The organism is Polaribacter sp. NJDZ03 (assembly GCF_019263805.1).
Taxonomy (GTDB): domain Bacteria; phylum Bacteroidota; class Bacteroidia; order Flavobacteriales; family Flavobacteriaceae; genus Polaribacter.
Genome location: NZ_CP079195.1, coordinates 2,279,988 through 2,293,727, shown reverse-complemented (window position 1 = coordinate 2,293,727; position 13,740 = coordinate 2,279,988). Strand labels below are relative to the sequence as shown.

Annotated in this window: 15 protein-coding genes; 7 read left to right on the top strand and 8 right to left on the bottom strand. The window is 29.6% G+C overall.

Annotation, left to right across the window (positions count from 1 at the left end; translation table 11 throughout):
- Positions 1–25 precede the first annotated feature (25 nt).
- Positions 26–562 carry a hypothetical protein gene (locus tag KV700_RS09710; protein WP_218597769.1) on the top strand — a complete coding sequence of 179 codons (537 nt, stop codon included), beginning with the start codon at positions 26–28 and terminating at the stop codon, positions 560–562.
- On the opposite strand, the gene KV700_RS09705 is transcribed toward KV700_RS09710, so the two are convergent.
- Both KV700_RS09705 and KV700_RS09700 read right to left on the bottom strand, forming a co-directional pair.
- Complete coding sequence (locus KV700_RS09705) at positions 559–2,229, bottom strand: RluA family pseudouridine synthase (RefSeq protein ID WP_218597768.1); 1,671 nt, start codon at positions 2,227–2,229, stop codon at positions 559–561. The two genes, KV700_RS09710 and KV700_RS09705, sit on opposite strands and share 4 nt — an antisense overlap.
- Before the next feature lie 17 nt (positions 2,230–2,246).
- Entirely contained in the window at positions 2,247–3,206 is a 960-nt protein-coding gene (locus KV700_RS09700) for an L-threonylcarbamoyladenylate synthase (protein WP_218597767.1), read from the bottom strand.
- A gap of 155 nt (positions 3,207–3,361) precedes the next feature.
- On the opposite strand from KV700_RS09700, the gene KV700_RS09695 reads away from it, so the two are divergent.
- The 5 genes from KV700_RS09695 to KV700_RS09675 all read left to right on the top strand — a co-directional run bounded on the left by KV700_RS09695 (position 3,362) and on the right by KV700_RS09675 (position 7,173).
- A complete protein-coding gene (locus KV700_RS09695) occupies positions 3,362–3,769 on the top strand; it encodes a DUF134 domain-containing protein (RefSeq protein ID WP_166387879.1) in 408 nt (135 codons plus the stop codon).
- A gap of 3 nt (positions 3,770–3,772) precedes the next feature.
- Positions 3,773–3,952 (top strand): DUF5320 domain-containing protein, encoded by a 180-nt coding sequence (locus KV700_RS09690; protein WP_166387877.1) that lies wholly within the window; start codon positions 3,773–3,775, stop codon positions 3,950–3,952.
- Positions 3,949–4,338 carry a NifB/NifX family molybdenum-iron cluster-binding protein gene (locus KV700_RS09685; RefSeq protein ID WP_218597766.1) on the top strand — a complete coding sequence of 130 codons (390 nt, stop codon included), beginning with the start codon at positions 3,949–3,951 and terminating at the stop codon, positions 4,336–4,338. Before KV700_RS09690 ends, KV700_RS09685 begins: the two co-directional genes overlap by 4 nt.
- A 79-nt stretch (positions 4,339–4,417) precedes the next feature.
- Positions 4,418–4,822: a thioesterase family protein gene (locus KV700_RS09680; protein WP_218597765.1), complete on the top strand. Its 405-nt coding sequence runs from the start codon at positions 4,418–4,420 to the stop codon at positions 4,820–4,822.
- A gap of 287 nt (positions 4,823–5,109) precedes the next feature.
- Positions 5,110–7,173 (top strand): hypothetical protein, encoded by a 2,064-nt coding sequence (locus tag KV700_RS09675; RefSeq protein WP_218597764.1) that lies wholly within the window; start codon positions 5,110–5,112, stop codon positions 7,171–7,173.
- A gap of 35 nt (positions 7,174–7,208) precedes the next feature.
- Here KV700_RS09675 and hemG read toward each other — a convergent pair whose 3' ends face one another.
- The 4 genes from hemG to KV700_RS09655 all read right to left on the bottom strand — a co-directional run bounded on the left by hemG (position 7,209) and on the right by KV700_RS09655 (position 10,774).
- Positions 7,209–7,760, bottom strand: a complete 552-nt coding sequence (hemG, locus tag KV700_RS09670; RefSeq protein ID WP_218597763.1) for a menaquinone-dependent protoporphyrinogen IX dehydrogenase — start codon at positions 7,758–7,760, stop codon at positions 7,209–7,211.
- Positions 7,761–8,000: 240 nt separating this feature from the next.
- The gene (locus tag KV700_RS09665) at positions 8,001–8,690 is read right to left on the bottom strand and encodes a metallophosphoesterase family protein (RefSeq protein ID WP_218597762.1); all 690 of its coding nucleotides are present in this window, start codon (positions 8,688–8,690) and stop codon (positions 8,001–8,003) included.
- A gap of 582 nt (positions 8,691–9,272) precedes the next feature.
- Positions 9,273–10,070 (bottom strand): hypothetical protein, encoded by a 798-nt coding sequence (locus KV700_RS09660; protein WP_166387867.1) that lies wholly within the window; start codon positions 10,068–10,070, stop codon positions 9,273–9,275.
- 11 nt (positions 10,071–10,081) lie between these two features.
- Positions 10,082–10,774: a hypothetical protein gene (locus tag KV700_RS09655; RefSeq protein ID WP_218597761.1), complete on the bottom strand. Its 693-nt coding sequence runs from the start codon at positions 10,772–10,774 to the stop codon at positions 10,082–10,084.
- Positions 10,775–10,864: 90 nt separating this feature from the next.
- On the opposite strand from KV700_RS09655, the gene KV700_RS09650 reads away from it, so the two are divergent.
- On the top strand, positions 10,865–11,284 hold the full coding sequence (locus tag KV700_RS09650) for a helix-turn-helix domain-containing protein (RefSeq protein WP_218597760.1): 420 nt from the start codon (positions 10,865–10,867) through the stop codon (positions 11,282–11,284).
- 329 nt (positions 11,285–11,613) lie between these two features.
- Here the strand turns inward: KV700_RS09650 and KV700_RS09645 are convergent, their stop codons facing one another.
- Positions 11,614–12,054 carry a helix-turn-helix domain-containing protein gene (locus tag KV700_RS09645; protein WP_218597759.1) on the bottom strand — a complete coding sequence of 147 codons (441 nt, stop codon included), beginning with the start codon at positions 12,052–12,054 and terminating at the stop codon, positions 11,614–11,616.
- A gap of 210 nt (positions 12,055–12,264) precedes the next feature.
- Complete coding sequence (locus KV700_RS09640; protein ID WP_218597758.1) at positions 12,265–13,008, bottom strand: hypothetical protein; 744 nt, start codon at positions 13,006–13,008, stop codon at positions 12,265–12,267.
- Between the last annotated feature and the right edge of the window lie 732 nt (positions 13,009–13,740).

Here is a 13,740-nt window from a genome sequence, read left to right as displayed (position 1 = left end):
GATGTTTTAACAATCAAAGTTTTTTATGAAAAAAACACTCGTATTAATTGTACTATTATGTGCATTACAATCTTCGTCACAAGAGAAAATTGGAAGACCTTTTTTTACAGGGGATGTTAATTTTACTTTAGGAGTTAATGAAGATTATAAAATAGGTCCGGATGATGACAATGGTCCTTTAATTATACCTTCTGCACTATTTTTTAGAGTTGGTTTTGGTTATGAATTTAAGCGAAAATTGGCTATCGCTTTTAATTCAGGTTTTGATTATCATTGGAACTATGCCGTAAGTGCTTTTCCTACGTATGGAAGTTTAAAATATAATATTACAGAAAAGGATGATGATGCTTTTTTTGTTGAAGCGAGATATGGGAAAATGTGGACGCCCACTTCTAATTATCCTGATGGAAATTATTTTGGTTTAGGGATAGGTGTACAGGTTGCAGGAGAAGAAAGATGGAACACTGTTATTCGATTAGATTTTCATAGAAAAGGAATCATTGGTTTCGAAAATAACAGGTTAAATAGTGTTTCTTTAGGAATCGGTTTTTCATTTTTCTAAAAATCTGGAGCCACTGTAAAACTCATTTTTTTATGGGTTGTTGGGTGTGAGAATTCTATAAACTCTGCATGTAAATGGAGCCTATTTTCTTTGTTTCCATACAAGTCATCACCAACAATCGGAGTGTTTAGTCCGTTTATGTGGGCAGCATGAACTCTTAATTGATGTGTTCGTCCTGTAATTGGGTAAAAATAGACTTTTGTCTTTCCATTTTCTCTTTTGATGATTTTCCAATCTGTTTCCGCATTTTTTCCATGAACGAAATCTACTAATTGTTTAGGTCTGTCGTCTAAATCTACACGTAAAGGAAGTTTTATTTTTCCACTTTCTTCAGTTAGGTTTCCATCTAATAAAGCAACGTATCGCTTTTTTATAGTTCTATTTATAAACTGACTTTGTAATACTTTATTAGCTTCTTTTGTTTTGGTTAATAATAAAATTCCGGAAGTAGACATGTCTAATCGATGTACAATTAATGGCCCTGTAGCATCTGGGTACTTTTCTTTAATTCGAGTATATACTGAGTCAGAAATATCTTTCCCTGGAACTGATAAAAACTCCGTTGGTTTATTTATAACCAATAAAACATCATCTTCATAAATGGTTTCTAATACCTGTTTTTCTGCCAAATTTTCTAACAATAAATTTTCATCCATAGCAATACCCTCTAACATGTGTGTTAAAATAGGTTTACATCTACCTTGGCAGGCAGGATAAAAGTTTTTGTGTTTTCTAATTGCTGAGTTTGGCGAAATTCCCCACCAAAATTCGGCCATACAAATAGGCGTATAGTCGTTTAAAAAAACGTGTTGTAATAATTTAGGAGCAGAACATTCACCTGAACCAGCAGGAGGTTTAATTTCGGGATTATTAAAAATGTTTAATAGGTTTCGTTTCTCTTTTTTATGATTTAAGAAAGCATATTTACTAAAAAGAGTTTGTTGTAAATAATTAGATTTTTCTTTTCTATCTTTTTTTAAGGCTGCAATTTTATCTTCAAAAAGTGCTAATTCTGTTCTTTTTTTTGCAATTTTATCTTCGTAGTATTCTACTAGTTCTTTGTAATAAAATTGGTCATTAAAACTTTCTTGGACTAATACTTTGTAGAGGTTATTAAAATCAACTTCGTTTAAAGTTGCTTGTCCGTTTGTTTTTCTAGACTTTCTATCCTTTTTCTGAAGTTTTAATTTTTTCCTTTCCTGTGTTAAGTCTTCTTCAATTTCTTTCGATAATTTAAAAAAGATTTTCTTTAGTTTTAAATAACTTTTATCCTTTTTTACAAGAGATAATTGAGCGTTTATTTGGTCTATTTCTTTTTCACCTTTAATATAGAAACTTCCTTCTGTTCTCATGTTAAAAACTGGCGGAACAAATTTTTCTGGCAAACTTTTATCAGCTAATTTTCCTGAAAAGGCAGCTAAATAACCAATTTCATTTTGTTGGTTTTTAACCACCAACACCCCAAACATTTTACCGATTGGCAATTCGTTTTCCTCTTCTGTAAGTCCAAAATTGTGTTTAAAATCTGTCTGATTTTCTAAATATTCTTGCAATTCATTTGTAGCAATGGTTGCTAGCTGATGAGGTTGATAATAAAACGGAAACGTAAATTTTTCTGGAAGTTCAGCGCTAGAAATATCTGCTTTAAATTTTTGGAAATAAGTCAAATTAAAAAAATATCAAGTTAAAGGCTAAAAGTTGCACGTTGCAATCGGTCGTTAATAGATTTTCCTAAACCATGCTCAGGAAATCGTTCTGCAATAATTACATCTAATTTTAGATGGTCTAATTCGTGTAAAGAATCATATAATTTAGAAGCAGCTTCATGCAAAGATCCTTTTTCTGATAAAATAATTTCTGTTAGAGAATCATCATTTAAAGAATTTTTAAAAGGTAGCGCACCAATTTTTTTACCTACATGCTTTTTAACTTCATTCGCAATATCATCAACCAAAAAAGTACGAGTTGCAGGCGCATAATGTCTTGCCAACATGCCTGGAGCATCCGGACTTATTTCTTCTTTGTTTTTAATACTAATCTTACCAACAACCGCTTCAATATCTTCTATAGCTAAGGCACCTAATCTGTAAATAATAGGTTCATCATCTATAAAACCAATAATGGTAGATTCAATACCGTTTGTACAAGCTCCGCCATCTAAAACTTGCTGAATATCATGCTTAAAATAACGTTCTACGTGTGCTGGTTTTGTAGGACTTATGCTTCCAAAAGGATTGGCACTTGGCGCTGCTAAAGGAAATGGTAGTTGTCTTAATAACTCTAAAGTTACCGGATGATTTGGTACACGAACAGCAACTGTATCTTTACCGGCAGTAATAATATCTGGAATTTTTTTGTCCTTTTTTAAGACCAAAGTCATAGATCCTGGCCAAAAAGCAGCTGCTAATAACTTTGCTTTTTCAGGAATGTGCGTTACAATTCCGTCTAAAGCATCAACAGAAGGAATGTGTACAATTAACGGATTAAAAAACGGACGCTTTTTAGTCGAAAAAATGCTTTTTATTGCCTTTTCGCTAAAAATATTTCCTGCTAAACCATAAACGGTTTCCGTAGGTATGGCTACCAGCTCTTCGTTGGTTAATAATTGTATCGCTTTTTGTATGTCTTTAGAAATGATGCTCATTGATTATTCTTATAGACCGCAAATTTAATTATAAAATAGCACAAATAGGTTTAGTTAGTTTGATAAGAAATAAAGTTCTAATTTTTTTTGATAATTAATGCTATTTTTTCTTTATTATGAACGTAGGTTCATTAACTTTGAGTAAAATTTAAGAGATGCCTAGACCTCATAAGAAAAGAAAAGTAAATCATCCACCAAAAATGCTGGGTTTTAAACCGTTTGGAATTCGATTTTGTGATACGGAGCATGTCGATATGCAGTATGAAGAATATGAGGCGGTAAAATTGGTTATTTATGATAATCTTTCTCAGGATGCTGCGGCAGAAAAAATGGAGGTTTCTAGACCTACGCTTACTAGAATTTATAACAGTGCCTTAAAAAAAATTGCAAAAGGATTTGTGGAGGGGAAATCGATTGTTATTAAAGGCGGAAACTTCGAATTTGAAAAAGATTGGTACAAATGTAAAACGTGTTTTAAATTAATTGACGGTGTTACAAATCCGACAACATGTGGCGATTGTCCTGACAATGATAAAGATGAGTTAGTGAATCTAAATGAATAGAATATGCCGAATTTTGATAACAATGGTCCACAAGGTTTAGGACCAAAAACAGGAATGAAATTAGGGAAATGTAGAAAAAACAAATCCGATGTTAATCAATCACTAGAAAATAGGCCTTTTAGAAAAGGAAGACGTAAAAAAGACAATAGGAGAACAATAGTAAAAATAACTGATTCGTTATGAAAAAAATAGCAATCCCAATAACAAAAGACAACAAGGTTGCAGACCATTTTGGAAGATGTAAGTATTATGAAATCTATACTTTTTCTAATACAAATGAAATTTTAGACTTAAAATTGTTAGAGTCGGATGGTAAGTGTGGTTGTAAATCTAATATTGTTAGTGTTTTAGTAAAGGAGTGTGTAACATTTATGTTGGCTGGTAATATTGGTGATAGTGCAAAGAGTAAATTAGTGGTTGCTGGTGTTGACGTAGTACGCGGTTGTTCTGGTAAATCTGCAGACGTAATTTTAGAATTTGTTGAAGGAAAAATTTCTGATACTGATGTTAGTTGTGCAAGTCATGATCACAAACATAAAAAAGGTCATGCACACGCATGTCATCATTAGTAATTATTATATTATTTAAAGATTAAAAAGCGTAAGATGAGGCATCAACTTAATGGTGAAAAACCAGAACAGAATTGTTATGATAACTGATCTTTTTCAATTAAGACCTCGTTATGGGGAAGTCGATAAAATGTGCTATGTATACCATGCCAATTATGTAATTTATTGTCACCAAGCACGCAATGAATTATTGCGAAAATTAGGTTTAGATGAAGTTAAGTTAGAGGAGAATCAAATAATGTTACCTGTAATTTCTTTTGATATAAAATACAGAAAACCAGCTCATTTTGACGAGTTGATTACCATAAAAACAATTATTAAAGAAATGCCAAAGGTTCGTTTCTGTTTTGAATTTGAAATAACAAATGAACAAAAGGAGTTGCTAAGTAAAGCTAAATTAGATGTTGTTTTTGTAGATGTTCAGTCTCGTTTGCCTAAAAGAATTCCAAGTTTTATTGAAAAGAAATTAGCTACTTATTTTTAAAATGTAACTGTGTAAAAAGATTGATTTTAAAAGCTAATTATTTCTGGTTAGAAACCTGTGTAGTCTCTTTTTGTAATTGATTTAATAATACAGAGTTAAAAACTGAAACAGTTCTGTGGTATTGCAGTTTATATAAATAAAAAATTAACAAAGTAATTGATTAATTAACCCTTTTTTTTCAGAGTTTTGCAACTGAAAAAATACTAAATATTTACAGATTAAATAATCCGTAAAACATTCTCATTAGAGAAAACGACGTTGTAATAAACGTTTAAAATAAAGCACTTATGACAAATAATATACCGATAGAAGATCAATATAAAAGAACGTCTTTATTTGAAAAAGAAAATATTAATTATCTAGTTCATGTTTTAAAGCGTTTTAATACGGTACCAAAAATAAATAACATTAATATTATTACTTCTAATACAGTACCAAAAGTTTTTAAAATTGTTCCGAATAAATCAATAATCATTGGAGCGTTGTATTTAAGAAACCCTGTTTTAGCTTTAGTTTATTTACGATACGGAATAGAATGGCAGCTTTGGTATAAATCTTTAGAGGGCGAAAAAAAAGACACTTCTTTATGTAATATTGCAGCGCTAGAAGTAACTAGAATATTCTACAAATTATTACCTAAAGAAGATAAAGAAAAGTTAGAAAATGTTGATTATTTTTTAATTAACTTAATAAAAAGTGATGATAGCTTAAATGCAGAATCTCTATTAAATCATGAAGAGTTAGAAGCATTTCATGGATTAAATACTGGGGATAAAATATTTGAAAAATCTTGGAAGCCAATTGTTGATAATCTAGCAAAACCTACAGAGTATTTATTAATGGATGGTGGAGATTTTAGGTTAAATATAGATGAAATAGCTTTGTTAAATAAATATGGTTGTAGGCCATTTCCAAGACCAGAAGCTTTTACGTTTGCCTCTTCTACAGCAACAAGTGTGTCTAATTTTGCTTTTGATAAAACAGATAAAGCTAGAAGTATTTTAATTAAGAATAGTTTAAAAAACGGTTTTAAAGAAAGTGCCATTGAGTTTTCTGAATTATTAAAAAGTAATTTAAGAAAAATTTTTACTTTAAATGATGCTTGCGAAATAATTTTTTCTCCTTCAGGCACAGATTCATCACTTCAAATAGCTGCTATTAGTCAAATTGTTACCGACAAAGAAATTACGCATATTTTAGTTGCTTCTGATGAAACGGGTAGTGGAGTTCCGGCAGCCTTAAAAGGATGTCATTTCGAGAATAATACAGCTTTGAACTATCCCGTTAAAAAGGGAGATAAAATGGAAGGTTTTAGAGATGTAGATTTAATTAAAATTCCGTTTAGAGATGAAAAAGGAATATTAAAATCATCAGAAAAATTAGATGCAGAAGTTTTAGAAGCCATTACTGAAACTTATAAATTAGGAAGACAAGCGATATTGCATGTAATGGATCATTCTAAATTAGGCTATCAATCTCCTAGTGTAAAAATGATGCAAGAGATAGATGATCTTAAAGAGGTGTCACTACAAGTAATTATAGATGCTGCACAGTTAAGATTAGATCCTGCAGACATTCAGAATTATTTAAACAAGGGGTATATTGTTAGTATTACCGGAAGTAAATATTTTACAGGACCTCCGTATTCTGGAGCATTAATTTTTCCAGAATGTGTGAGTCAGCAAATTACTGATGCCAAAAAGAAGTTGCCTAAAGGATTAACGCAATATTTTAATCATTCTGATTGGCCAGTTAATTGGTTTTGTTCTAAAGAATTATCGGACGGATTTAATTATGGTTCTTATATGCGTTGGAATGCTGCTATAGTAGAAATGGATAGATATTATAAAACGCCTATTTTATACAGAAATATGGGGATTGAGATGTTTTGTAATTTTATAGAAGACTCTATAAAAGACGCAGCCTTTTTAAAACCTGTTTATGGTGATAAACCAAATGTAGGTAATGAAGAATTTGGAATAAGAAATATTCGTACTATTTTTCCTTTTTTCATCCTTAAAAATAAAGAAGTATTATCTGTAGAGAATGTAAAAAAATTATACACGCTTTTAAACTCCGACCTTTCTAATAAGTTTGAAGGAGAATCTTTAGAGATTATAAGGCTTGCGGCACAAAAGTGTCATATTGGGCAGGCGGTAAACGTTAAGTATGAAGATGATATACAAAGTGCTGTTTTAAGAATTAGCTTAGGTGCTAGAGTTATTTCTGAAAGTTGGGTTAACAGAGATATTAGTCTTTATTTTAGAAATATAGAAGCGCAGATGAGTCAAATTACTGTAATTATTAAAAAAATAGAATTGATTCTTAATACTCCAGAATTATTGAAATAATTTGAATTGATTAACACATTACCTTGTAGTTAAACTTACAATGTAATGTGTTTGTTTTTGCAATTCTGACTTATTTTTAAACTAAAATCGTCTACTTTTTGCCAATTGGTAAATTCTATTGGTTCTTTAGATTTTGTAGGACCATCCGTTAATCTCATAATTAGTTTAATCATAATTCTGTCTATTATTGAATATGATTTATAATCTAATTTACCTGCAAATACTTCTAAGAAATCTGGAGTCCAATTTATTTCTTTTATAAATTTAATTAGATAGGGATTTGTAGAAGGGGTGTTTTTATCTTCTTTTCTTGCCACTAAATTAACTGAGAAAAAGGCCGTTTTTATTTCTTTAAGATGCTCTTTGTTTTTTAAGATAAATTCATAAACTTGTTTGTTGTGTTTTCCATATCTAATACTAGCTCCAATTATTAGTGTGTGAAATTCAGATAAATTACCATTAAAATTTTCAATTGAAAATAGTGCTGTTTTTATTTGATTTTTATTGAAATTAGCACTTAGCTTTTTACAAATTTTTTTAGTCTGTCCGTCTATAGAAGAGTAAATAATTCCTATCTTTCTTTCCATAACATTATTTCGTCACTTTGTTTTGAATGATTACTTTCATACAATAAAACGTTTTTGTTTTTTTACAGCTACTAATTTACGAAATTCAGTCCATTTTTAGTCATTTAAAGACAGATTTTAGATCAGTTTTATTATATTCATTTTATAAAAAGAAGGCTTTTTAAGAAGTCTATTTTTGTTAGTTTTTTTAAAGATAAACGTGCCTTAATACCGTGTTTTCTAAAACTAGCTAAATTCAATTTAAGAGATTAAATGCATTTTTTTTAATTTTCCTTCTTCTATTTCTCCTTTGTTATTTGCTTTTAAAAACTGGCCTGTTTCAACATTCAAACAAGTTAACCACATGCCACCATGTGCAAAAGTATCAATACAAATTGTGTGACCAAAATCTGCTATTTTTCCATTTATCCGAGCAGTATGTCCGCAAATCACTATTTTATTTGCGTCATAAATTGTTGGTTTTTCAAACTTGTTATGATATAAATAATGCTCATTTTGTTCCTCTAAATGCTTGTTTTTTTCAAGTCCTGCATGCACAAAAATAAATTCTCCAATTTCTAAATAAGGTAAGCAAGAATCAATAAAATTCCAAAGCTTTTTATCTATTTGATGCATCCAACTTTGGGTATCATCAATATTATAGGAGTTTAATGTAAGTGATCCTCCATAATCGTTTAGCCAATGCTTAAATATTTTGGTGGAAGATTTGGCAAGTGTCATCATTACCTCATGGTTGCCACGAATAAATTCGAAGTCGAATGTTTTGTTTTTTTCAATTAACCAATCAATAACGCCTTTGCTATCAGGGCCCTTATCAATATAGTCTCCAAGAAAAACAACTTTATCATTTTCTTTTATCAAACCCTGTTGAAAAATAGTTTTTAATGCGTTTATACTACCATGTATATCTCCAATTGCATAAATTGCCATAATAACTTTTGTTTTTATACCATGTAATCTAAAGTTTATATTAATTTTTTTTTACTGTTGATAAACATTAAGATTTTAGTAATTTATTTTTTTTAATCTATAGATTGTAAGTTATGTGAATTTTTGATGTAAGGTTTTCGATGCAGTTTTATCAATTACCAAATTTACAGCAGATAATTTTGAAGTAAGAATTCTAGCACAACTACTTGATCCAATTACCTTTGTTTTCTCTATTTTCATCAATTAAGATAACCTCATTTCCATTTCAAAGATGTATTAATGCTTTGTCTAACGGTTACTACTAGTTGTTTGTATTGTGTTTAATGCTGCTAATTCCATTTTGAATTATGTTTAATTTTTCGATTAACAAAATTAATATTATTTGAAGCCAAACTTTTTGACATAAGTCAATAAATTAATATGGATTGTAATTTATTTGAAGACGAGTATTTTTTAATGTCGAAAATTAAAAATTGTTGTGCTATCAATTAGTTTAAGGGAGATGTGATTAATTGATAAATAAAAATGGTAGCGCTACAGCTTAAGCTATTATTGTTTTTTTATATTGTTGTCTGCTGTTATTTATTTCGATTCTTTTACTTCCTTTTGAGAAATAATAGGTTTGCCGTTTAAGGCCTGAACTAATGTAGATGTTGCAAGAAGTCCGTAAAGTACCGAAATAACTATTGTTGCTTTTGTGTTTTTAAAAATATAAAAAGAAAGCAATGGGAGTACTTGTAAAGCATGCATTCCTATAAAGTGAGAAACTCTTAAATCGCCTACAGTTTTACTCCAACCCACAAGCCACCAATTAGAATTATCGTTAATAGCTCCAACACTATGGTTCATACGAGACCCCATTAAGCCTCCTTCGAATGAAAAAATAACAAAAATTAAAATACCCAAACGAATTGACCAAACATAATAAGTTGGTAAACTTGTAAAAGACTGTGTAAAAAAAAGTACACCAATATATGCTGTATATAGCGTAACAAGTACTGCTATTAAGCCCATTAATGTATATAAAAGGGAATATGTTGGTGTGCTATTATTGAAGTGAGATAATTGTCCTTTTGATGCTTGAAAAATAATATATATAAGCTCTAAGCCGAACAATGTAATTACTGTCCAATTAAAAGGTGTTACATTAAAATCGGACAGATAATGGCAATACCAAGCCATAGTCCAAGAATATAATCCTATTGAAGCTGCAAATTTGAAAGGCTTAAACCAAGCATTTACACCATGTACCTGTGCAGATGTTGTTTTGGTTAGAACGATACATACAATTGAAAGAATTACACATAACAAACCAAAATAAAATAAGTATTCGTTACGGATTTTCAGTTCTTTAATGAAGCTGATAATTCCTTCAATCATAGTGTTGTTTTTTATTTAACCTTGTATTTCGGAACAAAAGAATTTAAACAATAAAGCATTGCTCCATAAGTAAATATAAGAGTAGGCATATTGGTGTTAAAACCTAAATCAAATTCAGGAATACCTAAAATATCTCTAAATGAGTGTGTTGCAATTAGTGTCATAAAAACAATTCCATAAGCAAAAACAGAAATAATGGCAATTTTATTTTTAGTAGTTCGTATAATTTCTTTTTTTGCCTCTCCTCTAAAGAAATACCAAAGTGATACAATGATGAATATTACTTCTATAAAAATTGCTAAATATACGTTAGAAGCATACAAGCCAAGACCAGCGTCCATTGTACCTGCTCCAAATAGATGATGCATGTGGCCAGAAAAGAAATCTAATACAAAGTGTACTAATACTAAAGCCATACTTACTAATCCTATTTGCGTGCTTTTAAATAATAATTTTCCAATTACAAATGCAATAGCTAGCCAGAATAATAAAGGTGCTAAATCATGACTATATAACATATCAACAGCCATGTTACTTAAAGTGGCATCAAAAGCATCACTTGGTGCAGTAACTTCAAGTCCTAAATAATGGAATGTAAACCACAATAAATCTTGTAATTGTGATATGATTAAAAAATAAAGGAAAGCTCCTTTTGGGAACTTTTGCTTAGCTATTAATGCGGTTGTAAAATGTCCTGCTAACATAATTCTTGTTTAAATTTTGTATTTTTGCTACTGAATTGAAAGCAAAAGTAACAATTACTTTCGAATTGATAGTAATAATCTGTAAAAAAAATGAAAAAAGAATTTCGTTCTGGCTGTCCAATCTCTTCTACATTAGATATTGTAGGAGATAAATGGTCTTTGTTAATTATACGAGATATGTTAATTAAACATAAAAAGACGTTCAAAGAAATATCTGATTCAGACGAGAGTATTGCGCCAAGTATTTTGTCTGCACGCTTAAAATTGTTGGAATCTTTTAAATTAATATCCAAGACAAAAATACCTGAAAACAAAAAAGAAAATATTTATTTGTTAACAGAAAAAGGAATTCGTTTAACTCCAATAATTATAGAATTCAGTTTGTGGGGTGATACTAATATGAGAGAATTTAATGAAATAAAGAATATAGAGGGTTTAAATTTAGATAAGTCTTATGTTATTAAAACAGTTGAAGATCGTTATAATTCTATGTTACTTAATTTTCAATAATGCTTGGATTTAATTGCTAAATAGTTGTGTCCTTTTTCTGTTTTAATGTATGTAATATCACTGACCCAAAGTTGTTCGGGTCTAGTAGGTATTTTGTTTTGAATGAGGTTTTTATATTTTTTAAATAGTTGATTAGTGTTTGTGGTAGTTATGTGGTTTTTGAGTTTAGGTACGAGTAAATTATACAGTCTTAATACATCAAAAAATTTATCTCTACCGATTTTTAAGTTCTTTATAGAGTTTTTTACCGCCAGTCCTAGAGCTTACTTTTTTACGATATTCTTTGACCAACTTAATTATTTTAGTGTCGTTTATAGCTTTACATTGTTTTACTTTTTCTCTTTTGTAAGAGGCTTGTTTACTAAACCCAAAACACTGATAGAACCATTTTCTTTTAAACGGTTTTTCTTTTTTAGTTCTATCTCTTTCGCTAATGTTTTTGGTAACGACTTTTTTGACAAATCGACGCCAGTAATGATTTCCATATCTGCAATAATATCTTGCTTAAAGTCCTTTACAAACTCCAGTTCTTCAATACGTTCCTTTAGTTTTTTAATTTCATCTAATTTACTCATACCTGTGTTTTGTTGGACTAAAGTACTATATTTTTTGATCCAATACCCAATTGTCGTCCTTGGAACGGCATATTTTTTGGAAGCAAAGTTAGTAGAAATCTGACCATTTTGAATTTGGTCAACGACGAATAATTTGAGTTCTAAAGTTACTTTTTCGTAGCTTTTTTTTCGCCAGTGTTCTTTTTGTGTTTTCATAAGTGACTATAATTAAATGTTTAATTTTTAGTCAACCTATTTCAGGACGCTTCATCGGTTTTATTACAGCTAACGTGTTTGTGTAAGAAAAGTTGCGTGTTTTAAGTGATAAAATTAGTAAATAAAACACAAACCAAGAAAATCCGCGAGGATTTTCGTAAGTGGTCTAAAACTAGCATTTTTTTTTACACGGTGTTGTAACCAGTTATTTTATTCGTAACTATAAATATTAATTGGTTCACAAATGCGTTCATTTCCATATATCATTAAAGGTTTTTCAATTTCAATTCCTTTAAATGATTTAATTCCAATTTCCTCAAAAGCTTTATTAAGTAATAAATATGTTTTGAATTTTATAGAATTTCGTAAATTTTGATACAATTCAGATTCCCAAACTAGCTGGTCTATATCTATATCTTCCAAAATCTCGTTTATTGATGTTAGTTTTTTCCAAATTTTACTATAATCTACTTTTCCGATTCCTGCATATAATTCTTCTCTAAAGTTAAATTCAAAATATTCAGGTTTTTTTAAAATTGGATAATCTCCTTTTCCAAAACCACAAAAATAGGCACGAGGTTCGTAATCATATTCTAAAAATATTATTTGATTTTTGAAACCTTTATTTTCAGAGTCAATTTTATTTCTCAATTGTGTAATAGAATTCAATATTTCAGTTTTAAATTCAGCTATGATTTCTTTTTCATCAAATTTCATTTTCTTCACATTTTCAAAGGCAGTAATTAATTCAGAATTATTTTTTGCATTAAGCAATTTTGTTATCTCAATTTCCCTCAAACCTTGTGTTACTGAATCATCATCTACATTAATTGTATAAGTTTCAGCTTCTTCAATTATTATATCATCAATTATTTTCTCGAAAGAAATTGACTTTATATTATTATAATTAATGTTGAATAAGTATTCAAGATTTGATTTTATTTCTTCGTTCATTTTAATTGGTTACAACGTTGTTGTATAAGCTTTGTTGCGTTGTTTAAGCAGTGAATTTAATAAATAAAACACGAACGGCGAAATTCCGGAGGAATTTCCCAAGTGAGCTAAAACCAGCAATAAAGTTTATACGGTGTTGCCATTTCGTTGTTTTTCCTTTATAATTCAGTTTTTATAGGTTTTCCAATTTTTTTCCGCAAACTTGTAAAACCCAAAAGATTTTTAATTCCGCAACTTTGGAATTCTGTTTCGATTTTCGCCATAGTAAAAATCCCAGACTTTGCTCAATTGCAAAACTTGTCATAATTCCAAAATTCTGATTTCGGTCAGCATTTGATTCCGTAATATTTTCAACTCCGACTGATTGAGCAAAGTGTTCAATATTTTTAAGATGTCTTTTTTTTACTTTTGAAAATATCAAAGATTAATGAAAAATTAATTATAAATGCTGAATAAAGAAAAATATCTATAATTGCTCCCGTTTCAATAGCATTATATTTTAGAGTTATCATTGTTAATAAAATTAAAACTGTTGAAATTATTAGTCCAAATTTATTTTTGTTATTAGTATTCATTTTATTTTTATTTTTTGTTTCTGAGTGTTTTCCGCCAATGAATGGCAACGTTGTTGTATATGGTTTGTTGCGTGTTTCAAGCAACTAATTTAGTAAATAATTACCGACCAAGAAAGTTCTCGAGGACTTTCGTAAGTAGGCTAGAACTAGCAATAAA